A 21,190-nucleotide genomic window follows, 5' to 3' on the forward strand; every position below is an offset into this window, starting at 1 on the left:
AGTTGGCGCTCGTGACCCGAACAGTCCTCTTCGCACGCCTGCACGTCGACCTGTGCAGAATCGCCGGCGGCCTGTGTCACCCCTAGTGGTTCTCCGGTATCCCCTGATTGACCCCGCGTTTACCCGCATTCTGTAGCGAGGAAACGTGTTGAACCTCGCGAGGATCTAGCATGGAAACTGAGAACGCGCCACATACGACCGCGCCTCGGCGCGTCGGGGAGGACTGAGCTGTGACGAAGCAGGTCCAGCAACTCGACCGCGTGATCATTAGATTCGCCGGCGACTCCGGCGACGGCATGCAGCTCACCGGAGACCGCTTCACCGCGGGCACCGCGGAGTTCGGCAACGACTTGTCGACGCTGCCCAACTTCCCCGCCGAGATCCGTGCCCCCGCAGGCACGCTCCCCGGCGTCTCCAGCTTTCAGCTGCACTTCGCCGACCATGACATCCTGACGCCGGGTGACGCGCCCAACGTGCTCGTCGCGATGAACCCGGCGGCGCTCAAGGCCAACCTGGGCGACCTGCCCCGGGGCGCCGACATCATCGCCAACATCGACGAGTTCACCAAGCGCAACCTGCAGAAGGTCGGCTACTCGGCCAACCCGCTGGAGGACGACTCGCTCAATGAGTGGCGCGTCCACGCCGTGCCGCTGACCTCGCTGACGGTCAAGGCGCTCGAAGGCTTCGACCTGTCCAAGAAGGACGCCGAGCGTTCGAAGAACATGTTCGCGCTGGGCCTGCTCTCCTGGCTGTACCACCGGCCGACCGAGCACACGATCAAGTTCTTGCAGCAGAAGTTCGCCAAGAAGCCGGAGATCGCCAAGGCCAACATCGCGGCCTTCCAGGCAGGCTGGAACTACGGCGAGACCACTGAGGCGTTCTCGGTCTCCTACGAGGTGAAGCCCGCCCAGCTCGCGCCCGGCGTCTACCGCAACATCTCCGGCAACCAGGCTCTGGCCTACGGCCTGATCGCGGCCTCGGTGCAGTCCAAGCTGCCGCTGTTCCTCGGGTCGTACCCGATCACGCCGGCCAGCGACATCCTGCATGAGCTGTCCAAGCACAAGCGGTTCGGCGTCCGCACCTTCCAGGCGGAGGACGAGATCGCCGGCGTCGGCGCTGCGCTGGGCGCGGCGTTCGGCGGCGCGCTGGGCGTGACCACGACGTCGGGGCCCGGTGTGGCGCTGAAGGCCGAGACCGTCGGCCTGGCGGTCACCACCGAGCTGCCGCTGCTCATCGTGGACGTGCAGCGGGCCGGGCCGAGCACCGGCATGCCGACCAAGACCGAGCAGACCGACCTGCTGATGGCCATGTTCGGCCGCAACGGCGAGTCCCCGGTGCCGATCGTGGCGCCGATGTCGCCGAGCGACTGCTTCGACGCCGCCATCGAGGCGGCGCGGATCGCGGTCAAGTACCGCACCCCGGTCATGCTGCTGTCGGACGGCTACCTGGCCAACGGCTCCGAGCCGTGGCGCCTGCCGGAGGTCTCCGAACTGCCGGACATCTCCCAGGAGTTCACCACGGCGCCCAACGGCGACGACGGCGAGTTCCTGCCGTTCAAGCGGGACACCGACACGCTCGCCCGCCCGTGGGCCGTCCCCGGCACACCGGGCCTGGAGCACCGCATCGGCGGCATCGAGAAGGCCGACGGCACGGGCAACATCAGCTACGACCCGGACAACCACGACCTGATGGTCAGGACCCGGGCGGCCAAGATCGCCGGGATCGACGTACCCGACCTCGAGGTCGATGACGCCGACGGCGACGCCAAGGTGCTGGTGCTCGGCTGGGGTTCGACCTACGGCCCGATCGCCGCGGCCGTGCGCCGCATCAGGAGGGCCGGTGGCAAGGTCGCGCAGGTGCACCTGCGTCACCTCAACCCCCTGCCCGCCAACACCGGCGAGATCCTCAAGAGCTACGACAAGGTGCTGCTGCCCGAGATCAACCTCGGCCAGCTCGCCCTGCTGCTGCGGGCGCGCTACCTCGTCGACATCATCAGCTACAACCGTGTGCGCGGGCTTCCGTTCAAGGCCGAGGAGCTGGCCGGAGTCATCCAGGACGTGATCGACAGTGACTGAGCTGGTAAACGGGCGGGGCCTCTCGCTCGTCCCCAAGACAGACGCCAAGCAGACCCTGAAGGACTTCAAGTCCGACCAGGAGGTGCGCTGGTGCCCCGGTTGCGGTGACTACGCGATCCTGGCCGCCGTGCAGAGCTTCCTGCCGGAGCTGGGGCTGAAGCGCGAGAACATCGTGTTCGTCTCCGGCATCGGCTGCTCCTCCCGCTTCCCGTACTACCTCAACACCTACGGCTTCCACTCGATCCACGGCCGCGCGCCGGCGATCGCGACCGGGCTCGCCGCGAGCAGGCCCGACCTGTCGGTGTGGGTGATCACGGGTGACGGTGACGCGCTGTCGATCGGCGGCAACCACCTGATCCACGCGCTGCGCCGCAACGTCAACCTGAACATCCTGCTGTTCAACAACAGGATCTACGGTCTGACCAAGGGCCAGTACTCACCCACCTCCGAGGTCGGCAAGATCACCAAGTCGACGCCGATGGGCTCGCTGGACAAGCCGTTCAACCCGATCTCGCTGGCCATCGGCGCCGAGGCGTCGTTCGTGGCCAGGACGATCGACTCCGACCGCAAGCACCTGCAGTCGGTGCTGCGTGAGGCCACCGCCCATCGCGGCACCTCGCTGGTGGAGATCTACCAGAACTGCAACATCTTCAACGACAACGCCTTCGAGCAGCTCAAGGATCCGGAGATCCGCGACGACATCACGCTCAGGCTGGAGCACGGCCAGCCGATCGTGTCGGCGTCGAAGGCGGTCGTCAGGGCCGCGAACGGCGGCATCGAGGTGGCCGACCGGGCCACGGTGAGCGCGGACCAGATCTTGGTGCACGACGCGCACAACCCGGACCCGTCGCTGGCCTTCGCGCTGTCGCGGCTCGACGAGCCCGCGTTCGAGCACGTGCCGATCGGTGTGTTCCGCTCGGTCGACCGGCCCGCGTACGACGTGCTGATGGCCGAGCAGATGGAGGAGGCCGTGGCCCAGAAGGGACCCGGCGACCTCAGCGACCTGCTCCTGGGCGGCGACACCTGGCGTATCAGCTAAAACCAACCTGGCGTATCAGCTGAAACCACTGGGTAACGCAGCTCCTTCGCGAACCGATACACATCAGATGCATCGGACTCGCGGGGGAGCTGCGCAGTGGCCGAAGCGCCAAAAGTGGCCGAACCCAGCCGATCCCGGCTGAACGCCTTCAACCTGCTGCGCCTTCTGGGAGCGCTCGCGGTCATCGTCGAGCACAGCTGGGTGCTGACCGGGCACGGCTCACCGCTGACACCGGCCAGCGGGATCGGCGTCGGCGGCATCGGCGTCGGCGTCTTCTTCCTCATCAGCGGCTACCTGATCAGCACGAGCTGGCTGTCGGACCCGTCGGGCCGCCGCTACACGGTACGCAGGGCGCTGCGCATCTATCCCGCGTACGCGCTGGTCGTCATCGTCACGGCCCTGCTGCTCGGCCCCTTGGTGAGCACGCTGCCCGCCGCCTCGTACTTCTCCGGCACCGGCGCCTGGAGCTACATCGCCAGAGGGCTGCTCATCCAGCCGGTGAGCTATTCGCTGCCCGGCGTCTTCCAGGGGCTCCCCTATCCGGACGCGGTCAACGGGTCGCTCTGGACGATCTGGGTGGAGGTGCTCTGCTACATCGGCGTGGCCGTCATGGGCCTGCTGGGCCTGCTGCGGCGCCGTACGGTGCTGGTGGGGCTGGTGCTGCTCGCGCTGGCCGCCGCCTCGGCCGTGCATCTCACCGGTTACTCCGGTCCGCTCATCCCGCTGGTCGTGTCGGCCTACGCCGCGCAGCCCGTGGCGTTCTTCGCGCTCGGGATGCTGATCCGCGAGGTCCGCTGGGTGCCGCCGCTCTGGCTGACGGCCCTCGTGGTCATCGCGTGGTGGCTGCTGTGGGGCACGCCGGTGGCCAATCTGGCGGCGATCGCGGCGATCACCTGCCTGACGTTCCTCATCGCCTTCCGCGCGCCGACGTGGCTGCACCGTCCCACCGGGTCGTACGACCTGTCGTACGGCACCTACCTGCTGGCCTTCCCCGCCCAGCAGGTCCTGGTCCAGTCGGGGCTCCGGGCGCCCGTGCTCGTGCTGCTGGCCACGGTCGGCATCGTGCTGCCGCTGGCCGCCCTGAGCTGGCGGCTGCTCGAACAGCCCGCGCTGCGCCTGCGCTATCGCAAGCCCGCCCCGGTCCCGGCCGCCGCGCCGGTCCCGGAGACCCCTTAGCGCGGCTCAGCCTGCGCCAGGAGTCGTTGCAGCCCTTTAGCTCGGCTCAGCCTGCGCCAGGAGACGCTGCAGGTGCAGGCCCCGGTGCACGTCGATCTCGTGTGACCGTCCTGTCCGTACGGCGGTGGCGAACTCGGAGCGCAGGGTCGCCCGGGTCTCTATCGAGTCATCCGGCAGCAGCTCGGAGTCCAGCACCAGCGTGCCCTCCGGGCCGTACAGCTCATAGCGGGTCTTGCGGCGCGGCGGGACCCGGCCGCTGATCGTGAGCTGGCTGATCACCTCGTTCTCGTGCAGGCAGGTCAGCGCCAGGAGACCGGCCCGGTTGCCGACCGGCCTGATCTCCGTAATGCGGCCCAGCGCCGCGTCGAGCAGGTCCAGGCCGTGCGGGCCGGTGTTGTAGAGCACCCCCGCGCGGGACCGCCACGGGCTGTCGGCGAAGGTGTCGTCGAGGAACTCGCCGGTGAGCTGGCAGGCGCGGCCGCCGATGGCCGGGAAGTCGCGGGCCTGCTTCAGGAACTCACGGACCACGGGACGGTAGCGGTTGGTGAGCACGAGCTGCGTGGCCACGCCCGTGGCGTCCACCGCGTCGGCCAGCGCCTGCGCGTCGCGTACGGTCAGCGCGATCGGCTTCTCCAGCAGCAGCGCCCGGCCCTGCCACGCCGCCTGCACGGCCATGACCGCCTGGACGTCGGGCGGGACGGCGAAGACCACGGCCTCGCTGCGCTCCAGCAGCCGCTCGTAGGAGGTGAAGGCGGGCACGCCGAACCGCTCGGCCAGCGCCTGCGCGGCCGGGGCCCGCCTGCTCCAGACGCCCGCCAGCCGGGTCTCGGGCCCGGCGGCGAACATGGGCGCGTGGAAGTCCCGCGCCCAGGGACCCGCGCCGACCAGGCCCACTTCCACCGGCCCGCTCATGGCGTGACCTTGTAGACGTGGTAGGTGTTCTCCCGCTCGAAGGAGTCGGTGAAGCCGCCGTCCTTCACCGGAAGCGTCCGGTTCTCGAACAGCACCTCCACGCTGGAGGCCGAGGCCAGGGCTTCGGGCAGCCGCAGCGTCCGCGGCCCCGGCTGGACGCCCGCCTTGGGCATGGCGAACACGTAAGAGGAGCCGTCGAGGTCCTTGAGCATGGTGTCGAGTCCCGGCGCGAAGGTGTGGACATAGGACTGGGTGTTCAGCACGGGCGCGAGCGTGCGGATCCGCCGGTTCAGCTCCGTCACGACCGTCCTGATCCCCTGGGCGCACGGCTCACGCAGCACGTGCTGGGTCGGGCAGGGCCCGGCGAAGCTGTGGTTGAAGTAGATGATGCCGCGCGCCTCGTGGATGAGGGAGTTCATCACCGCGCCGGCCAGCTCGTCGCCGGTGATCGAGCGCAGGCCGTTGGTGCCCGGCCAGCCGAGCTCCACGAACGCGTAGATCGGTTGCCTCTTGCCGTCGAGGGCGTCGAGCTGCCTGCCCCGGTCGACGACCTGGCCGTAGTTGGCGGCCCGCGGGCACCGGTCGCGCGGCAGCTTGAGGAAGTTCTCGGCCTCCTCGCAGATGCCGGTGTCGGTGTACCAGTACACGTCGGTGGACATGACGTCGGTGTAGCCGTTGACGAACTTCGTCGCCTCGCCGTCCTTCTCCCACATGGCGATGCCCTTGCCGTAGTTGGCGTAGTGCAGGCGGCCGTCGTTCTTGGGCAGTTTGTCCTTGAGTGTGCGCATCGCGGTGTAGCCGCAGGGCGGCTTGTCGGGCAGGCACACCTGCCCTTCCCCGCCGTACTTGCCGCTCCAGACGCCGTCGCCGGGCCCGGCGAACATGTCGGCCTCGTCGGCGATCATCCAGCCGACCGTCTCGCTGCCCGACCCCGGCAGGGGCTTGCTGGTGATCGCCGACATCCCGTTACCGCGGATCAGGCCCATGTCGCTGTTGGCCGTCAGCTCCACGTAGGTGTTGAGCCCGGCCTCCTTGTCCATCCGCACGTCGCGTTCCTCGACCACGGACTCGAACCAGACCCCGATGGGGAAGAACGACGGATCGGTCCAGCCCGCGGCGGCTGGCGCGCCGAACCGGGCGTAATAGGCCGGGCCCCCGTCCCAGGGGACGCGCGGCAGGCCCAGATCGTGGCGGGTCGACTTCGCCTGCGCGATGACCCAGCCCACGGCGATCACCAGCACGGCGGTGATCGCGATCAGCAGGATCCGTCTGTTCGTCGTTCGAGAACTCATAGCCCTCCCAGCTATGGGGCGATCCGGTAGACGTGATAGCTGTGCTCCGCGTCGAAGGTCTCGGTGAAGTGTCCCGCCTTGTCGGCCTGGATGGTCCGCTTCTCGAAGACGTCCTCGACGCGGCCCGACGCCGACAGGTCGCCGGGCACGGTCAGCACGTGCCGCCCCGGAGCCTGGCCGCGGCCGAGCATCGCGAACAGGTAGAAGGCGCCGTCGTGGCGCTTCAGCATGGTGTCCAGCTCTGGGGCGAAGTCGTAGGCGTACGACTGGGTGTTGAGCACCGGCGCGAGCCGCTTGATCCGGCGGTCGAGTTCGGCGACCCCGTGCCTGACCGGCTTCCCGCAGGCGCGCCGGAGCACGTTGTCCACCGCGCAGCCCGGTTGCGTACCGTGCGCGTCGTAGACGATCCCCCTGGCGCCGTGGATCAGGGCGCTCATCGCCGCGCCGCCCACCTGCTCGGGGGTGAGGCCGGAGAGCGAGATGATCGCGTAGACCGGCTGCCTGCGGCCGTCGGCGGCGTCCAGGGCGCGCAGCCGCTCGACGGTCGCGCCGTAGTTGGCGGCCAGGCGGCACTGGGCCGCCGGGAGCTGCAGCCACCGGGTGGCCTCCGCGCAGACGTTGGCGTCGCCGTACCAGGAGACGTCGGCCGCGACCACGTCGGTGTAGCCGTTGACGAACTTGGCCGCCTGCGCCTCGTCCTCCCAGTAGGCCACGCCCTTGCCGAAGGAGGCGTAACGCAGCCGGTCATCCTGGGGCAGGCGCTCGGCGAGCGTGCGCATCACGGTGTAGCCGCACGCGGTGAGCGCGGGGGTGCAGACGGGCCGGGTGAAGCCCCGGGCACCCGTCCAGTGCCCGTTGCCGGGCCCCGCCCACACGTCGGCCTTGTCGGCGATCAGCCAGCCCACGCTCTCCGCGCCCGCGTCGGGCAGCGGGCGGCTGGTCAGCGCCGTCATGCCGGACTCCCTGAGCAGCGCGGGCCGGCTGCCGTCGGTCAGCTCGACGTAGGTGTTGATCCCGGCCGCCCGATCCAGCGCGACCTCCCTGCCGGTACGCGCCGAGGCGAACCACAGCCCCACGGGGAAGAAACCGGGACGGGTCCAGCCCGCCTTCACGGCCGCCGCCGAACCCTTGTAGGCGGCCGGCCCGCCTTCCCACGGCACCGCTCTCAAGGCCATCGTCAGAGCGGGCAGCGTGCTCGCGACGGGCTTCAGCGGCACGGACCGCAGCCACAGCCAGCCCCCGACGGCCACCGCCGCGGCGGTCAGGAGCGCCGCCCACTGCGCGATCGTCGTCAGTCTCACCCGCGTCACCGCACGTCGGACGGCTGCTCGGCCAGCGCCATGAGATCGGCCGCCCGCGCCGACCAGGAGGCGCCGGCCAGCGAGCCGCGCAGCGTCTCCGGCGGCTGCGGGCCGCCTTCGGCCAGGCAGACGCGGATGGCCTCGATGAACTGCTCCGGGGTGGTCGCGGTCCTGACCCGGCCGGCGTAGTGGGCCAGCTCGTCGAACTCGGTGCTGACCACGGGCAGGCCGAGCGCCAGGAACTCCTTCAGCTTGATCGGGTTCGCGTGCTTGATCCAGTCGTTGTCCAGCCATGGCATGATCGCCACGTCGAAGCCCGAGCCGTAGGCGGGGATCACCGAATAGGGGCGTAACCCCAGCCAGTGCACGTTGGGATGCTTCGTGAGCCGCTCGATCTGCCCGTTGGCGTCGCCGACGAGCACGAGCGACGCCTCGGGCAGGCCGATCGCGACCTGTTCCAGCAGGTCGAAGTCCACCACGAAGTCGTCCAGGGCACCGAAGAAGCCGATCCGCGGCCCAGGGACGGCACGCAGGTCGGCGGGCTGGCGGTCGGCCGGGACACGGCTGAAGTGCTCCAGGTCGACCCCGTGGTCGAGGAAGCGCGCCCGCGCGCCGGCGATCGGGCGTTCCTCGGCCATGAGCCCGCGGCTGGCGTAGACCACGTGGTCGGCACGTTCCAGCAGGTCGCGTTCGAGCGTCTCGATCGTGTCCGTGTCGGACTCGGGGAAGGCGGAGTGGCGGTCCGAGCGGTTGAAGATCAGCGCGCGGCGGCGCATCGGGCGTACTACGTCCCAGGCGGTGGGGATGGTCACCACGATCACCGGCACCTTCAGGCCCAGCGCCCGGCAGACCGCCCGTACCTGCATCCTGACCAGCCAGGCGTTCAGCCCGCGGCCCAGCCGCGAGCCGTACAGGGGGAGCGGGAGCGGCGACATCACCCACAGATCGGGCTCCACCCGCCTGACGAACTTGGCCACGCTGCGCAGCTTCCTGGCGATGCGCCGGAGCACGAAGGTGGAGCGGCCGGGCAGCGGCATCCGCATGCCGATGCTGTTGACGATCAGCACCTTGCGCGATCCCGCGAGGTGCCGCATGAGCTGGAAGTCGGAGTGCGCCCTGTTGTGGTACCACCAGTCCTGGGCGGCGAAGCAGACGTAGGCCGGCGGCGGTAAAGGGCCGCCCGGCGGCGTGGGCCATTCGGCCATCGTCGCGAGCTCGCGCAGGGCCGCCCGGTGCCGCTGCCCGGCCCGCCGGCCTCGGGTGACGGCGCGGAGCGCCTCGTTCAGGGCGACCGCCAGGCGCATGAGCACCGCGCGGGGCCTGCCGTACCGCTGCCGGTGCAGCCGCACCCGGTTGGCGGCGGCGAGCGTCCACAGCGGGCTGGAGTTGGCCTGCTCGCCGCCGAGATGGACGGCCACGGCCTCGGGCTCGTAGCGGACCGTGAAGCCGAGGTCCCGGATCCGCAGCATGTACTCGGTCTCCTCCGAGTACAGGAAGTAGCGCTCGTCGAGCGGTCCGGCCGCGTCCAGGCAGGCGCGCGAGATCAGCCAGGCGGCGCCCGTCGCCCAGTCGGGCGTGCCCGGCCGCTCGTACTCGCGCGGGTCGACGACGAGCTCGCCGAGCGGCGCGTGGCGGCCCGCCTTGAGCCCGCCGAGCAGCGCCTCCCCCACGGCCCGCAGCACGGTGGGCCGCCTGCGCTGGGAGAGCTGGAGCTCGCCGTCGGCGCCCAGCAGCCGCGGCACCGCGATGCCCGTGCCGGGCACGGCCAGCGCCTCGCGCAGCCGTCGCACCGAGCCGGGTCTGAGCCGGATGTCGGCGTTGAGTATGAGGACGTCGCAGCCGGGAGCGGCGGCGATGCCCGCGTTGACGCCGGCGGAGAACCCGCCGTTGCGGCCCGTCCTGATCAGCTCGACATGCGGCCCCGCCGCGAGCACCCGCTCCACCGTGTCGTCGGGGGAGTCGTTGTCCACGACGATGATCCGGAACGGGTCCCCCTCACGTAACACGGTGTCCAGAGAACGCAGGCACTCCTCGATGACCTGACCGCTCTGGTAGGTGACGATCACGATGGCAAGCGGCGGCCGCTCGGGAACAGTCATCAGGCAGACCAATCTGTCGGGATCAGGAGCGCCGGCCCTCGGCCAGCCGGTGCCACGCGGCCCCGGCCAGCAGCCTGAGCGCGAAGGGCAGGTCGTCACGGAGGTAGCGGCGTACCAGGCGGCGGGGTTCGAGGGCGAGTCTGAACAGCCATTCGCCGCCCACCCGCTGCACCCCGTCCGGGGCGCGCCGGAACTGACCGGCGGCCATCGGGATGGCGGCGCCGCAGCCGAGGTACCAGGCACGCGGGAGTTCGGGGCGGAGCGCGGTGATGACGTGTTCCTGCTTGGGAAAGCCCAAGCCCACGTAGACGAGGTCGGGCGCGGCCGCGCGGACCTTCTCCACGATCTCCCCCATCCCCCCGGCGAGCCTCTCGAAGCCGAAGGGCGGCGCGTACACGCCGGCCACCCGCAGCCCCGGGTAACGCTGTGCCAGCACGTCGCCGGCGGTCTCGGCCACCCCCGGCTCGCCGCCGAGCAGGAACACCGACCGTCCCTCGCGGGCGGCGACCTCGCTGAGGGTGTACACCAGGGAGGCCCCGGTGACGCGGTCGGGCACGCGCAGCCCGCTGAGCCGGGCCGCCCACACCACCGGCATGCCGTCGGCGACCACGAGCTCGGCGCCCGCCACGAGCTCGGCGAGCTCGGGGGCGCGGGTGGCGGCGCGGACGATGTCCACGTTGGCGGTCACGATCATGCCGCCCCGGCCGTCGCGCCAGGCCTGGGCGAGATGCTCGGCGACCTCCGGCTCGGTGATCGCGTCGATCTCGACGGCGCCTACCCGCGCGCGAGGCGCGACGGGTATGCCGCGATTCTTTGGACCGTTCTCATATGCAGAGTGGCCCATCGGAATGCCGCACCCCCCGTCTGACGTCACCCTTTTGACATCGGTATCGGGCTTTATCCGTTACACGGTGGCGGCCGATAAAAGAGCGGGCCAAGATGTGTGTCCATGAGCGTTCAGCAAATGAGAGTCGAGCAGGGCGCACTCGCGGGGACGCTGCTGTTCATCCCGAGCCCGCACAGCGACGAGCGCGGCCTGTTCACCAGGACGTTCGACGCCGGGATCGCGGCCGAGCACGGCCTGGACGGCGCGGCGTTCGTCCAGGACAGCCAGTCCCGCACGGTCAAGGGCGCGATCAGGGCCATGCACGGCCGCTCGGGCCGGGGCGAGGCCAAGCTCGTCAGGTGCGCCCGCGGCGCGGTGTTCGACGTGCTCGTGGACGCCAGGCCCGGGTCGGCCACCTTCGGCGAGCGGATGTCGGTGGTCCTCGACGACGAGACCTTCACCCACCTGTACGTCCCGCCCGGCCTGCTCCACGGCTACCAGGCGCTGAGCGACGCCGACGTCTGCTACCGGATCGACCGGCCGCACGACCCGGCCGAGGACATCTCCGTACGCTACGACGACCCCGACCTGGCGATCGACTGGCCGCTCCCGGTCTCGGCGATCAGCGCGCGGGATCTGGCGGCCGGCTCGTGGAAAGAGGCACGGCGGCGCCTGGAAGGCTGACCTCGCGGCGCGCGGCCCGCATCAGCGCCCCGGCCATGCCGATGAGCAGGAACGACAGCGCGGTGGCCGTGCTGAAGGAGTTCAGGTCGAACGTGGCCGACCCCACCACCGGCACGATCAGGCAGGCGGCCAGCGTCAGCCCGAGGTCGCGGGTCTGGTCGTCCGCGCTCAGCCGTCTGGCACGCAGGGCCGACCACATCCCGACGACGAAGAGTCCGACGAACGCCAGCACGCCGATCGCCCCGCCCTGCACGGCCGTCAGCAGGTACTGGTTGTCGAAGACGGGGTGGTGCGGCGGGAACCAGGTGCCGTTGCCCCTGCCCAGCAGGGGATGCTGCGAGAACTCCGCGATCGCCGTGGTGTAGTCGTTGGTCCGCCAGCGCAGGCTCTCGTCGTTGTCGAGGTTGGTGAACAGCCCGGCGATCGCGCCGATCAAGCCGGGGACGACCAGCTTCATGACGACCAGGAACCCGGCGAGCGCGGCGGCCGCCCTGACGCGCCGGGCGTTGGGCCAGCCGAGGAACAGCACCGCCCCGGAGGCGGCCAGGCCCAGGACCGTCGAGCGGGAGGCGGAGAAGGCCATCCCGCAGGCGATCAGCGTCACCAGGACCCACCAGCGCCGCTGCGGCTCACCACGTTCGCGCGCGCCGAAGGCGTAGTGGAGGGCGACCGGCAGCACCATCGCGGACACGACACCGAACTCGATGGGGTGCCCCGCGGTCGAGGCCACCCGGTTGAGCCCGTTGCGCTCCAGGATCGTCACTTCCACCGCCCGTACGCGGCTGCCGGGGATGTGCATGTACTGGGTCAGGTCGAACGACAGCACGAACTGGACCGCGCCGATCACCCCCATGATGGCCCCGGCCACCACCAGCGTCTTCAGCACCAGGTCGATCCGCTCGCGGCTCGGCACCCCGTCCACGCCGATCAGCGAGATGCCCACCATCGCGACCGCGATGACGAGCACGTGGTCGGACAGGTCCAGTTCGTACGAGGGCAGGAACCCGGCCGTCGCGTAGGCGTAGGTCGAAAGGAAGGCGAGCGCGTAGAAGTAGATCGCGTACCGCACCGCCGCCGGCCCCTTGGCCGCGCCGAGCGTACTGGTGAGGTGCGCGCAGAACCACCACACGGCGGCGAACAGCCCGATGGCCTCCGCGTAGGTGAGGTCGAACGGCAGGCCGCCGATCACCTGGCGGGCGGGCACCAGCATGAGGACCACGGTGAAGATCGCGCACAGGGTGGCGGCGTCGGCCCGGTGGGGCACCGGCCGGGCGATGGACCGCTCTATTGCCACGTTCAACGCTGCAACACCGCTTCCTCGGTCCGTACGCCGGTCTCGGGCGCCGATTCCGGCTCGCCCTCCTCCCGCCTGCGCCGCAGCCCGGCCATGACGCTCTCGGTGCAGAAGGAGGCGCCCAGCGCGGCGGCCACGCCCAGCGCGAACACGGCCGCGGCGCTGCGGATCTTCCCGCCGCGCTGCGGCTGCGGCTCGGTCGGGGCGACCATCTCGTTCAGGTTGATGTAGGTCTCCGGCGGGGCTTTCAGTGCTTCCTGGCGCCGTTTCAGCTCGACCTTGGCCCGCTCGGCGACCCTGACCACGATCGCCCGCGCGTCCTGGGGCGCCCGGCTCGTGCCCTCGATGACCACGAAGGGCGCGCTGATGAGCAGTTCGGGATTGGGGTGGCCGTTGTTGACCTTGTACGTGGTGTCGCCGTCCGCCCGGACGCCCATCTGGTCGGCCACCTCCTTGGTGTTGAGGATCTGCACCAGGATGGAGGCCGACATGTTCAGCCCGCCGTCGAAGTTCAGCAGCGGGTTGATCAGCGGGTTGGGATTCTTGGGGTTCGGCGGCCGGTACGAGCCGTTCGGCGGCACCGTGAGCACCATGAGCGTCGTCGAGGTGTACTGGACCGGGATCTGCGTGTAGACGCCGTAGGCGGCGGTGAGCGTCAGCAGGAACGCGGGAGCCGCGACATACCAGCGACGCAGAAGGACCGCGATCGCTCTCCAGAAGTCCAACACAGCCCCCCAGGCTTCTCACACCCGTACGACAAGCCATCGCCGAGGCTGCGACCAGCGTTACTTAACGCATGTAACGTGCCAAAGCCTCCTCCCGATAGAGGGTGACGTGACCAAGCCCTTGAACTCGCTGGCCGTCGTCACTCCCAGCTACGGACCTGACGCGGATCAGTTCGCCGATCTGCACCGCTCCGTGCTGGAGTACACGCCGGAGGACACCGTCCACCACGTCTTCGTGCCGCGTGCCGACCGGCCGCTGTTCGCCGCGCACGAAGGGCCCCGTTGCCGGGTCAGGAGCGTGGGCGAGCTGCTGCCGAAGCGCTACGTCAAGGTGCCCCGGCTGGGCATGTGGGTCAACGTCCTGCGGCCCTGGCCGCCCGTGCGCGGCTGGGTGATGCAGCAGATCGTCAAGCTGGCGGCCACGGCGGCGATGGACACGGACGCGGTCCTGGTGGCCGACTCCGACGTGGTGCTCGTCCGGCCGACGACGGCCCAGCGCGCCCTGGTCGGCGGCCGGCCGCTGCTGCACCGGCTGGAGGACGGGGTGCACCCGCTCATGACGCGGCACGTGCTGTGGCACCGTGTCGCCCGTGAGCTGCTCAGGCTGCCGCCCCCGCCCGAGCCGCCGCTGCCCGACTACATGAGCCCGCTCACCTTCTGGGACCCCGCCATCGTGCGGGGGCTCCAGCGGCGGCTCACCGAGAACATGGGGCGGCACTGGGCCGACGTCTTCGGCTCCCGGCTGCACGTGTCGGAGTTCATGCTCTACGGCCTCTTCGTGGACGAGGTGCTCAGCGCGCCGGGCGGGCGCCCGCCGTCGGACACCTCCCTGTGCCACAAGACCCCCGACGAGTCGCCGATGGACCTGCCGACCGCCCTGGCCTTCGCCGATCGCCTCGGGCCCGGGGCGATCGGCATGATGGTCTCCGCCAAGTCGGGGACCCCGCGAGAGGTCCGGCAGGCGGCCATCAGGCGCAGTGCCGAGGTCGCCAACCGGGTCTCCTAACCCGCGCGACCGTCCCGGTCGGACTTGCGCGGGTCGGTGACGGCGCCCAGCAGCTCGCTCGTGATCCGGGCGAACTCCTCCGTCGGCGGATCGTCGCTCTCACGGTCCGCGGCCGAGCCCTCGGGTGCGGGTGCGGCCTCACCACCCGTGGACGCACTGGCGGGTGATCGGCCGTTGAGCGCGGGCCCCTTCACCGCGTCCGGTACGGCGACAGGGACGGCCGCGGCGACGTCCGCCTCGCTCCCGGCCGGTCCCACCGGAGCGGGCCGGGCGCGAAGGCGGCGGACCGACATCAGGTAGGCGCCGCCGAAGCCGAGCAGCAGGGCGACGACCAGCACCTCCACGGCCAGCTGGATCTTGCCCGTGCCGTCGTACTCGGTCGGGATCAGCGCCACGTTGTTGACCGCGATGAACGTGCTCTTCGGCGCGCCGAGCGAGCCCTGGTAGCTGGTCAGCTCCTCACGCAGGCGCCGCTCGGCCCGCTCGAGGATGGCCTTGGCGGTCGCCGCCGACGGGTCCTCGACCGCGATGTGGATGAACGGCCCCTGCGTCACGACGCCGAGCAGGTCGGCGTTCGACCGGCCGTCGTCGATGACGATCTCGGTGCTGCCGTTCTCCTCGATCCCGAGTTTGCGCAGCTCGTCCTTGCTGTTGAGCGCCAGGATGAGGATGCCGGCGACCGTCCGCAGCCCGTCGTTGTACTGCAACAGCGGATTGGTCAGGCCGACCGGCTTGGTCGGGTCCATCGACAGGGTGCCACCGGACGGCGGCGCGGTGAGGATGAGCGACGACTCCGTCTTATAACGCGGCGAACCCAGGAAAAACGCCACTGTCGCGAAGATCAGGGCGAGGGCGATGATGGGAGGTCCAACGCGCTTGTTTCGGATAAGGCCGAACAGATCGTTCCAAAAAGCCATATTTACCCGCCCAAGCCCCCGCTGTATGAGCCATGCCTGGCCAAAAAAATGGTACAGATTGCTTATCGTGACCGCTCGATGCGATGTTACGAATCGCTGCCTTGGTTGCCGTTCGCCCTACTTCGCGAGACCATCGCCCCGACCGTACCTCAGCCTCCGCAGAAAGGCTGGCCGGATGACGTCCAGTTCACCGCATGTACGCTCCTCCGCCCCACTCGTCGGCCGCGCCGCGCCGCCCATCGGGGTCGGCATGCCGGTCTACAACGGCGAGCCGTACCTGGAGGGCGCCCTGCGATCGGTGCTCTCCCAGAAAGGCGTCGACTTCGAGCTGGTGATCGCCGACAACTGCTCGACCGACGGCACCGAGGAGCTCTGCCGCGAGCTGGCCAGGACCGATCCGCGCGTCCGCTACCTGCGGCGCGAGCGCAACGTCGGCATCACGGCCAACCACAACCAGGTCGTCCACGAGACCCGCGGCGAGTTCTTCTCCTACGCCACCTCCGACGACGAGTACCGCGAGGACCGCCTGGCGCTGCTCTCGGCGGCGCTGCGCCGGCATCCGACGGCCGCCGCCGCCGTCTCGGGCGTCGAGGAGATCGACGAGGCGGGGCGGACGATCGGCACCTGGCGCGACACCGCCCCCACCGACCAGCCCGATCCGGTGACGCGCTTGCGCCACCGGCTGGACAACTACGACGAGACCATGCACTTCTACGGGCTCATGCGCAGGGAGACGCTGCTGCGCGCCCGGCCCCTGGAGGCCATCCTGCCCGCCGACCGGGTGATGATCTCGGGCCTGGCGCTGCTCGGGCCCCTGGTCGTGGTGGACGAGCTGCTGCTGCGGCACCGCAACCATCCGGGCAGCAACAGCCAGGTCAACCACGCGCGGGCCTTCCGCGCCCGCGAGATGCCCGGAGACCAGCGCTTCTTCCTGCCCAACGTGGAGGAGGGCCGCGCGCTGCTCCGGGTCATCAGGAACGCTCCACTAAGCCCCGGCCAGCGGCTGCGCGCCTACGCGGCGCTGCGCCCCTGGCTGCGCCGCAACGCCGTGCCCATGGCCCGCAACGTCGCCCACTCCGGCATCGACGTGGCCCGCGACTGGCGGGGACGGCTCAGCTCATCACCACCTCGCGAATCTTCCTGATCCGGTCCCGCGAGAGTCCCGTCACCACGTACACGATCGCTCCGGCTCCGCCCGCGGCGCAGAGCCGGACGAAGTCGATGGCCCCCTCGGTCCACCTGGACACCAGCCAGGCGGCGAGGCCGGCCAGCAGGCCGCCGAGGAGCAGCCGGAGTATCCCGGGAAGGACCGGCCCGAGCACGACCCCCGAGCGGCGCAACTGCAGCGCCGTCACGGGAAGGGCGATCAGGAGCGCGACGGCCGCGTGCGCGATCGCCACGCCCCGGATGCCGTCCAGCCGCGCGCCCGCGTAGAGCGCGGGCAGCAGCGCCACGGCCCAGCTCAGGTTCATCCACACGACGAGCCTGGTCGCGCCGAGCGAGGTCAGGATGTCGAAGGCCAGCGCGGTGAGCATCCGCACCACCATCAGCACCATGAGGAAGGACAGCGCCTGGGCGGAAGGCAGCCACCTCTCGCCGTACAGGAAGGGCACGACCAGGGGCGCCAGCACGCCGAAGAGGACCGCGACGGGCACCACCAGGGTGAGCAGCATCGGCACGATCTGCTGGACGCGCGCGGAGAACGCCTCGGGGCGTTCCTCGGCGACCCGCGAGAAGCCGGGCAGCGTGACATGGCGCAGGGCCTCGCCGACCAGTCCGGGCACCCAGCTCGACACGTTGAGCGCGATCATGTAGAAGCCGAGCGTGGTGGCGCCCAGGAGCCGGCCGATGATGATCGCGTCGGAGTTGAGCACCAGTGCCTCGATGGCCAGGCTGACCGCCAGGGGCACGCCGAAGCCGAGCAGCTTGCGGGCGATGGCCCGGTCGAAGCCCAGCCGGAGGGGCATCCTGGCCCAGTAGAACACCAGGATGCCGCTCACCAGGGAGTTGGCCACGGCGCCGATGACGAAGCTGTAGACACCCGCGCCCATGGCCGCCAGCGTGATCGCCAGCGGCACCTGGACGGCGATGCCCGCCATGTTCGCCTTGGCTATCTTGTCCTGCTGGAAACCGCGCAGCATGACCGCGCTGCGTACGTTGACGAACCCGTCGATCACGATGATCACGGTGAGCAGCCGCACCACGGGCGTGGCGGAGACGTTGCCCGCCATGCCGGTGAAGTACGGCGCCGCCACCCAGAACAGCGCGTAGATGGCCACACTGAGGGTGAGGACCACGGTGGTCGCGGTGACCACCATGTCCTCCAGCTTGCCGCGCCACTGCACGACGGCCGCGACGATGCCGGCGTCGTTGACGTAGAAGAGGAACTGGTTGGCGGCCAGCGCGACCGCGTACAACCCGAAGTCCTCCGGGGCGAGCAGGCGGGCGAGCACGAGGCTCAGGGTGAAGGTGGCCAGCTTCGACCCGCCCCGCGCCAGCAGCCCCCACCGCAGTCCCCTGCTCGCCGACCCAGCCCGGTGATCACTGGTGACGGGTTCGCTCGCCGTGGGCTCACTCACCGTCCGCGACCCGTTCCAGCCAGATCTCCCGCCAGAACGGAAAGAACTCCCTCGGGCAGTTCAGCGAGTGGACGCCCTCGCACACCACGTTCTCGAGCACGATGCAGGGCGTCTTCATCTCCAGCATCCGGCCGGAGGGCTCGTCGATGCAGCGGTCCACCCGGGCGCGCACCCGCGCGGTCCGGCCGCAGTGGCGGGCCAGTTCGGCGTCGAAGTTCATGCCGCGGTTGGACAGGTCCTCGTTGACGGTGTCCAGGATCTCCTGCCTGGACCGCACGCGGACCAGCTCGCCCGGCTGGAGGTCCAGCGTCTGGACCGGCGTACGGCCCCTGACGTTGCCCTTCATCTGGCCCCACGGCCGGCCGCCCTTGATCCGTAACGCGCGGGGGAGCTTCCTTCTGCTCAGGTGCTGGAACCGGTTGTACAGCCCGATCCCGGTGGCCTTCAAGGTTCTGAGGACACCGACGTTGCCCGTCCGTACATCCGCCACGAACTGCCCGAGATCGGCCATCGGCAGCGGCACGGGAGCCGCTCTCAGCAGCTCGGTCGCCTGGCAGGAGTAGCGTTCCGCGCCGTCCTCGGCCGGCGGCTTGCGGCTGTTGATCTCCAGCAGCGGCAGCAGCCGGGAGTCCGGCACGGCGTGCGAGGGCAGCTCGTCCGCCGCGACCTGCTTGATCCACGCCTGTTTCCAGTACATGGAGCAGGCCGTCTGGCAGCCGCCGTGCGCCGAGCCGTCACAGCGCGCGCCGAGCAGGTGCACGGCGCTGTCCATCCGCCGCAGGCCCGTCTTCGTCAGCGTGTCGCACAGCTTGTGCGCCACCTTGTGCACGGTCAGGCGCTGGCCGCAGAACTTCAGCATCTCCGGCATGAACGGCAGGCCGTCCAGCTCGCCGCGCTCGTCCAGCGTGGCCAGGATCTCGGCCTCGCTGCGGATCTCCACCAGGTCTCCGACCCGCAAGCTCATGGTTTCCATTCCCTCACCAATCCCGCGTCTTCCAGACTGTGCGCGGCCTCGGCCACCGCCCGGAACGGCAGGCCGGCCCGTTCCGCGACGTCCAGCAGCGTGTGCGTGCCGTCCGAGAGGTTCAGCACCCAGAGCATGGCCATCTGGGCCTGCTTGGTGTCGCTCCTGCCGCCCAGCGCCCCGTACAGGCCGCGCCGGCCGAGCTGCGGCTCGCCGTAGGGGCTGAGGTTGACCAGGCGCCGGTCGTCCTCCAGCACCCGCGTCACCTCCCAGCAGGTCTCCAGGGTGTCCTCCAGCGACTCGGGCAGCACGAAAGCCGGGTTGTCGCCCGACGTGTGGTATTCCGGGTAGCCCGCGTACGTCGATCTGGTCAGGCAGCCGACGGGCAGGTCGAACCCGGGCGAGCAGTACTGCCGCTCGTCGTAGCCGTACGGGGAGAAGTCGAGCGTGCGGTGCGGGCGCCCGGAGGTGCGTAGCACGTGTCCCACCGCCCGGTCGATCTCCGTGTCGCCGCGCCTGCTCCGCTTGTACGTGAGCGCGCCGCCGTCCCCCGCGCACGCGAGCACCAGCCCGTGCCTGACCCGCTCGACCGCGTCCCTGTTGCGGGCGAGCCAGGTGATCGACCCGATCGTGCCGGGCGCGAACAGGAAGCGGTAGGTGTAGCGCGGCGAGGTGGCCGCCAGCCGCCGGGCGAGCTGGGTGGCCACCGCGATGCCCGCCAGGTTGTCGTTGGCCAGCGACGGGTGGCAGGTGTGACAGGAGATCAGCACCTCCTCGCTCGTCCGGCCGGGCACGACGTGCTCGGCGTAGGTGAGGTGGCCGTCCGCCAGCGTCGAGTCCACCACCACCTCGTAGTCGCCGTCCCGGAGGCTCTCCAGCGTCTCGTGGCGCAGGCAGAACCCCCAGTCCTCGGCGTAGTAGCTGGTCCGGTACGGGATGAGCCCCGGCTGGTCGGGCAGCGTGTGCAGGTGGCCGCGCAGCTCCGCCAGCGGCATCCGGGCCGACACCGGCACGCTGTAGCCGACCACGTGCAGGTTGGACTCGGCGAAGTCGACGACCTTGGCGCCCGTGGGGTCCTTGACGTAGGCGTCGCGGATGTTCCACTCCTGGGGCACGTTCCAGTCGAGCACCTGCGTGCCGGTGGGCACCTCGTGCACGTCCAGCGGGACGAGCTCGCCGATGATCTCCAGAGTCCGCCGGACGCCGTCTCCCGTGATGCTCCGGCACAGCGGGTAGAGCCGCTCGACGAGCTCGTGCATCTCCTTGCCGAGGCCGGTCACGACGGCATCAGCCGATCGTCGACGGTGCCCGCCGCCCGCCGGTCCGACAGCCGGGCCAGGCGGGTGAAACGGCGCTCGAAGCCCTCCCTGGTCAGCCCGTGGCGCCGGTAGGCGTCGATGAGTTCGAGCGCGCCCTCCTTCACCGAGCGGCGCGCCTCGTAGCCGGGCAGCGCGGCCCGGATCTTGGCGAAGTCGACCCGGTACGAGCGCGGATCGGCCCCCGTCTCCCCCGTGATGGCCAGCGTGGCGCCGGGCACCGCCTCCACCACGGTCGCCGCGATCCCGGCCACGGTGACGTTGTTCTGCTCGGTGCCCACGTTGAACGCCTCGCCGTGCACGGCCTCGCGCGGCGCTGTCAGCACGGCGGCGAACGCCTCCGCGATGTCCAGCGCGTGCACCAGGGGCCGCCACGGCGTGCCGTCGGACAGCACGCGTACCTCGCCCGACAGGTGCGCGTGCCCCACCAGGTTGTTGAGCACGATGTCCGCGCGCAGCCGGGGCGAGAAGCCGAAGGCCGTGGCGTTGCGCAGGAAGACCGGCGAGAAGGCGGCGTCGGCCAGCTTCAGCACCTCGTCCTCCACCCGCACCTTGGACTCGGCGTAGGGGGTCACGGGACGCAGCGGCGCCTCCTCCCTTACCAGGTCGTCCCCGCCCGCGGCTCCGTAGACCGAGCAGGTGGAGGCGTACAGGAAGCGTCGCACGCCCGCGTCGCGGGCCAGCCGGGCCAGCCGTACGGACGCGTGGTAGTTGATGTCGTAGGTCAGCTCGGGCGCCAGCGAGCCGAGCGGGTCGTTGGAGAGGGCGGCCAGGTGTACGACCGCGTCGAACCCCGCCAGCGCCTCGGCCGGGACCTCGCGCAGGTCCACGGCGAGCCCCTGCGGGTCGTCCGGCGGGGGCCCCAGGACGCAGTCGGCGAACAGCCCCGAGTCGAGGCCGATCACCTCGTGCCCCGCCCCGGCGAGTACGGGGGACATGACAGTGCCCAGGTAGCCCTGGTGTCCGGTCAGCAGTACACGCATAT

General features: G+C 70.5%; 19 protein-coding genes. 7 read left to right on the forward strand and 12 right to left on the reverse strand.

The annotated features are described in order from the left end of the window. The first annotated feature begins 11 nt into the window (after positions 1 to 11). From AB0F17_RS33175 to AB0F17_RS33190, 4 genes are all read left to right on the forward strand, one after another. On the forward strand, positions 12 to 86 hold the full coding sequence (locus AB0F17_RS33175; RefSeq protein ID WP_358031365.1) for a putative leader peptide: 75 nt from the start codon (positions 12 to 14) through the stop codon (positions 84 to 86). A gap of 144 nt (positions 87 to 230) precedes the next feature. Continuing rightward, entirely contained in the window at positions 231 to 2,075 is a 1,845-nt protein-coding gene (locus AB0F17_RS33180) for a 2-oxoacid:acceptor oxidoreductase subunit alpha (protein ID WP_358031079.1), read from the forward strand. Then, positions 2,068 to 3,114 (forward strand): 2-oxoacid:ferredoxin oxidoreductase subunit beta, encoded by a 1,047-nt coding sequence (locus AB0F17_RS33185; RefSeq protein WP_358031080.1) that lies wholly within the window; start codon positions 2,068 to 2,070, stop codon positions 3,112 to 3,114. Before AB0F17_RS33180 ends, AB0F17_RS33185 begins: the two co-directional genes overlap by 8 nt. 96 nt (positions 3,115 to 3,210) lie before the next feature. Continuing rightward, the gene (locus tag AB0F17_RS33190) at positions 3,211 to 4,290 is read left to right on the forward strand and encodes an acyltransferase (protein WP_358031082.1); all 1,080 of its coding nucleotides are present in this window, start codon (positions 3,211 to 3,213) and stop codon (positions 4,288 to 4,290) included. A 36-nt stretch (positions 4,291 to 4,326) separates the two neighbouring features. Here the strand turns inward: AB0F17_RS33190 and AB0F17_RS33195 are convergent, their stop codons facing one another. From AB0F17_RS33195 to AB0F17_RS33215, 5 genes are read right to left on the reverse strand one after another with little or no spacing between them, the layout of a single operon-like run. Then, on the reverse strand, positions 4,327 to 5,202 hold the full coding sequence (locus AB0F17_RS33195; protein ID WP_358031084.1) for a Gfo/Idh/MocA family oxidoreductase: 876 nt from the start codon (positions 5,200 to 5,202) through the stop codon (positions 4,327 to 4,329). Then, on the reverse strand, positions 5,199 to 6,494 hold the full coding sequence (locus AB0F17_RS33200; RefSeq protein ID WP_358031085.1) for a hypothetical protein: 1,296 nt from the start codon (positions 6,492 to 6,494) through the stop codon (positions 5,199 to 5,201). Before AB0F17_RS33200 ends, AB0F17_RS33195 begins: the two co-directional genes overlap by 4 nt. Before the next feature lie 11 nt (positions 6,495 to 6,505). After that, a complete protein-coding gene (locus AB0F17_RS33205) occupies positions 6,506 to 7,795 on the reverse strand; it encodes a hypothetical protein (protein WP_358031087.1) in 1,290 nt (429 codons plus the stop codon). 5 nt (positions 7,796 to 7,800) lie between these two features. Next, a complete protein-coding gene (locus tag AB0F17_RS33210) occupies positions 7,801 to 9,894 on the reverse strand; it encodes a glycosyltransferase (protein ID WP_358031089.1) in 2,094 nt (697 codons plus the stop codon). Between the two features lie 22 nt (positions 9,895 to 9,916). Then, the gene (locus AB0F17_RS33215) at positions 9,917 to 10,738 is read right to left on the reverse strand and encodes a WecB/TagA/CpsF family glycosyltransferase (RefSeq protein WP_358031091.1); all 822 of its coding nucleotides are present in this window, start codon (positions 10,736 to 10,738) and stop codon (positions 9,917 to 9,919) included. Positions 10,739 to 10,843: 105 nt separating this feature from the next. On the opposite strand from AB0F17_RS33215, the gene rfbC reads away from it, so the two are divergent. After that, on the forward strand, positions 10,844 to 11,404 hold the full coding sequence (rfbC, locus tag AB0F17_RS33220; protein ID WP_358031093.1) for a dTDP-4-dehydrorhamnose 3,5-epimerase: 561 nt from the start codon (positions 10,844 to 10,846) through the stop codon (positions 11,402 to 11,404). On the opposite strand, the gene AB0F17_RS33225 is transcribed toward rfbC, so the two are convergent. Together AB0F17_RS33225 and AB0F17_RS33230 are read right to left on the reverse strand one after the other, a co-directional pair. Then, the gene (locus AB0F17_RS33225; RefSeq protein WP_358031367.1) at positions 11,343 to 12,698 is read right to left on the reverse strand and encodes an O-antigen ligase family protein; all 1,356 of its coding nucleotides are present in this window, start codon (positions 12,696 to 12,698) and stop codon (positions 11,343 to 11,345) included. The two genes, rfbC and AB0F17_RS33225, sit on opposite strands and share 62 nt — an antisense overlap. A 2-nt stretch (positions 12,699 to 12,700) precedes the next feature. Then, positions 12,701 to 13,423: a hypothetical protein gene (locus AB0F17_RS33230; protein ID WP_358031095.1), complete on the reverse strand. Its 723-nt coding sequence runs from the start codon at positions 13,421 to 13,423 to the stop codon at positions 12,701 to 12,703. 109 nt (positions 13,424 to 13,532) lie between these two features. Between AB0F17_RS33230 and AB0F17_RS33235 the strand changes: the two genes are divergently transcribed. Then, positions 13,533 to 14,429, forward strand: coding sequence for a DUF6492 family protein (locus AB0F17_RS33235; protein ID WP_358031097.1), 897 nt, complete (start codon positions 13,533 to 13,535; stop codon positions 14,427 to 14,429). Here the strand turns inward: AB0F17_RS33235 and AB0F17_RS33240 are convergent. Beyond that, positions 14,426 to 15,259, reverse strand: a complete 834-nt coding sequence (locus AB0F17_RS33240) for a hypothetical protein (protein WP_358031098.1) — start codon at positions 15,257 to 15,259, stop codon at positions 14,426 to 14,428. The genes AB0F17_RS33235 and AB0F17_RS33240 overlap by 4 nt on opposite strands. Positions 15,260 to 15,521: 262 nt before the next feature. On the opposite strand from AB0F17_RS33240, the gene AB0F17_RS33245 reads away from it, so the two are divergent. Next, positions 15,522 to 16,490, forward strand: a complete 969-nt coding sequence (locus tag AB0F17_RS33245; RefSeq protein ID WP_358031099.1) for a glycosyltransferase — start codon at positions 15,522 to 15,524, stop codon at positions 16,488 to 16,490. On the opposite strand, the gene AB0F17_RS33250 is transcribed toward AB0F17_RS33245, so the two are convergent. Genes AB0F17_RS33250 through AB0F17_RS33265 form a run of 4 tightly spaced genes read right to left on the reverse strand, consistent with a single transcriptional unit; the run spans position 16,459 to position 21,188 of the window. After that, the gene (locus AB0F17_RS33250) at positions 16,459 to 17,925 is read right to left on the reverse strand and encodes an oligosaccharide flippase family protein (RefSeq protein ID WP_358031100.1); all 1,467 of its coding nucleotides are present in this window, start codon (positions 17,923 to 17,925) and stop codon (positions 16,459 to 16,461) included. The two genes, AB0F17_RS33245 and AB0F17_RS33250, sit on opposite strands and share 32 nt — an antisense overlap. Next, the gene (locus AB0F17_RS33255) at positions 17,918 to 18,889 is read right to left on the reverse strand and encodes a hypothetical protein (RefSeq protein WP_358031102.1); all 972 of its coding nucleotides are present in this window, start codon (positions 18,887 to 18,889) and stop codon (positions 17,918 to 17,920) included. Before AB0F17_RS33255 ends, AB0F17_RS33250 begins: the two co-directional genes overlap by 8 nt. Beyond that, on the reverse strand, positions 18,886 to 20,169 hold the full coding sequence (locus AB0F17_RS33260) for a DUF4910 domain-containing protein (protein ID WP_358031104.1): 1,284 nt from the start codon (positions 20,167 to 20,169) through the stop codon (positions 18,886 to 18,888). The genes AB0F17_RS33255 and AB0F17_RS33260 overlap by 4 nt, the downstream gene beginning before the upstream one ends. Then, the gene (locus AB0F17_RS33265) at positions 20,166 to 21,188 is read right to left on the reverse strand and encodes an SDR family oxidoreductase (RefSeq protein ID WP_358031105.1); all 1,023 of its coding nucleotides are present in this window, start codon (positions 21,186 to 21,188) and stop codon (positions 20,166 to 20,168) included. Before AB0F17_RS33265 ends, AB0F17_RS33260 begins: the two co-directional genes overlap by 4 nt. Between the last annotated feature and the right edge of the window lie 2 nt (positions 21,189 to 21,190).

Source organism: Nonomuraea sp. NPDC026600 (assembly GCF_040638335.1).
In the GTDB taxonomy this organism is placed as follows: Bacteria; Actinomycetota; Actinomycetes; order Streptosporangiales; family Streptosporangiaceae; genus Nonomuraea.

What these genes read in the sequence shown, in the direction of transcription:
- AB0F17_RS33245 (WP_358031099.1), top strand. Translation starts at nt 15,522, where the DNA reads ATGACGTCCAGTTCACCGCATGTACGCTCCTCCGCCCCACTCGTCGGC.
- AB0F17_RS33255 (WP_358031102.1), bottom strand. Translation starts at nt 18,889, where the DNA reads ATGAGCTTGCGGGTCGGAGACCTGGTGGAGATCCGCAGCGAGGCCGAG.
- AB0F17_RS33265 (WP_358031105.1), bottom strand. Translation starts at nt 21,188, where the DNA reads ATGCGTGTACTGCTGACCGGACACCAGGGCTACCTGGGCACTGTCATG.
- AB0F17_RS33195 (WP_358031084.1), bottom strand. Translation starts at nt 5,202, where the DNA reads ATGAGCGGGCCGGTGGAAGTGGGCCTGGTCGGCGCGGGTCCCTGGGCG.
- AB0F17_RS33210 (WP_358031089.1), bottom strand. Translation starts at nt 9,894, where the DNA reads ATGACTGTTCCCGAGCGGCCGCCGCTTGCCATCGTGATCGTCACCTAC.
- rfbC (WP_358031093.1), top strand. Translation starts at nt 10,844, where the DNA reads ATGAGCGTTCAGCAAATGAGAGTCGAGCAGGGCGCACTCGCGGGGACG.
- AB0F17_RS33215 (WP_358031091.1), bottom strand. Translation starts at nt 10,738, where the DNA reads ATGGGCCACTCTGCATATGAGAACGGTCCAAAGAATCGCGGCATACCC.
- AB0F17_RS33200 (WP_358031085.1), bottom strand. Translation starts at nt 6,494, where the DNA reads ATGAGTTCTCGAACGACGAACAGACGGATCCTGCTGATCGCGATCACC.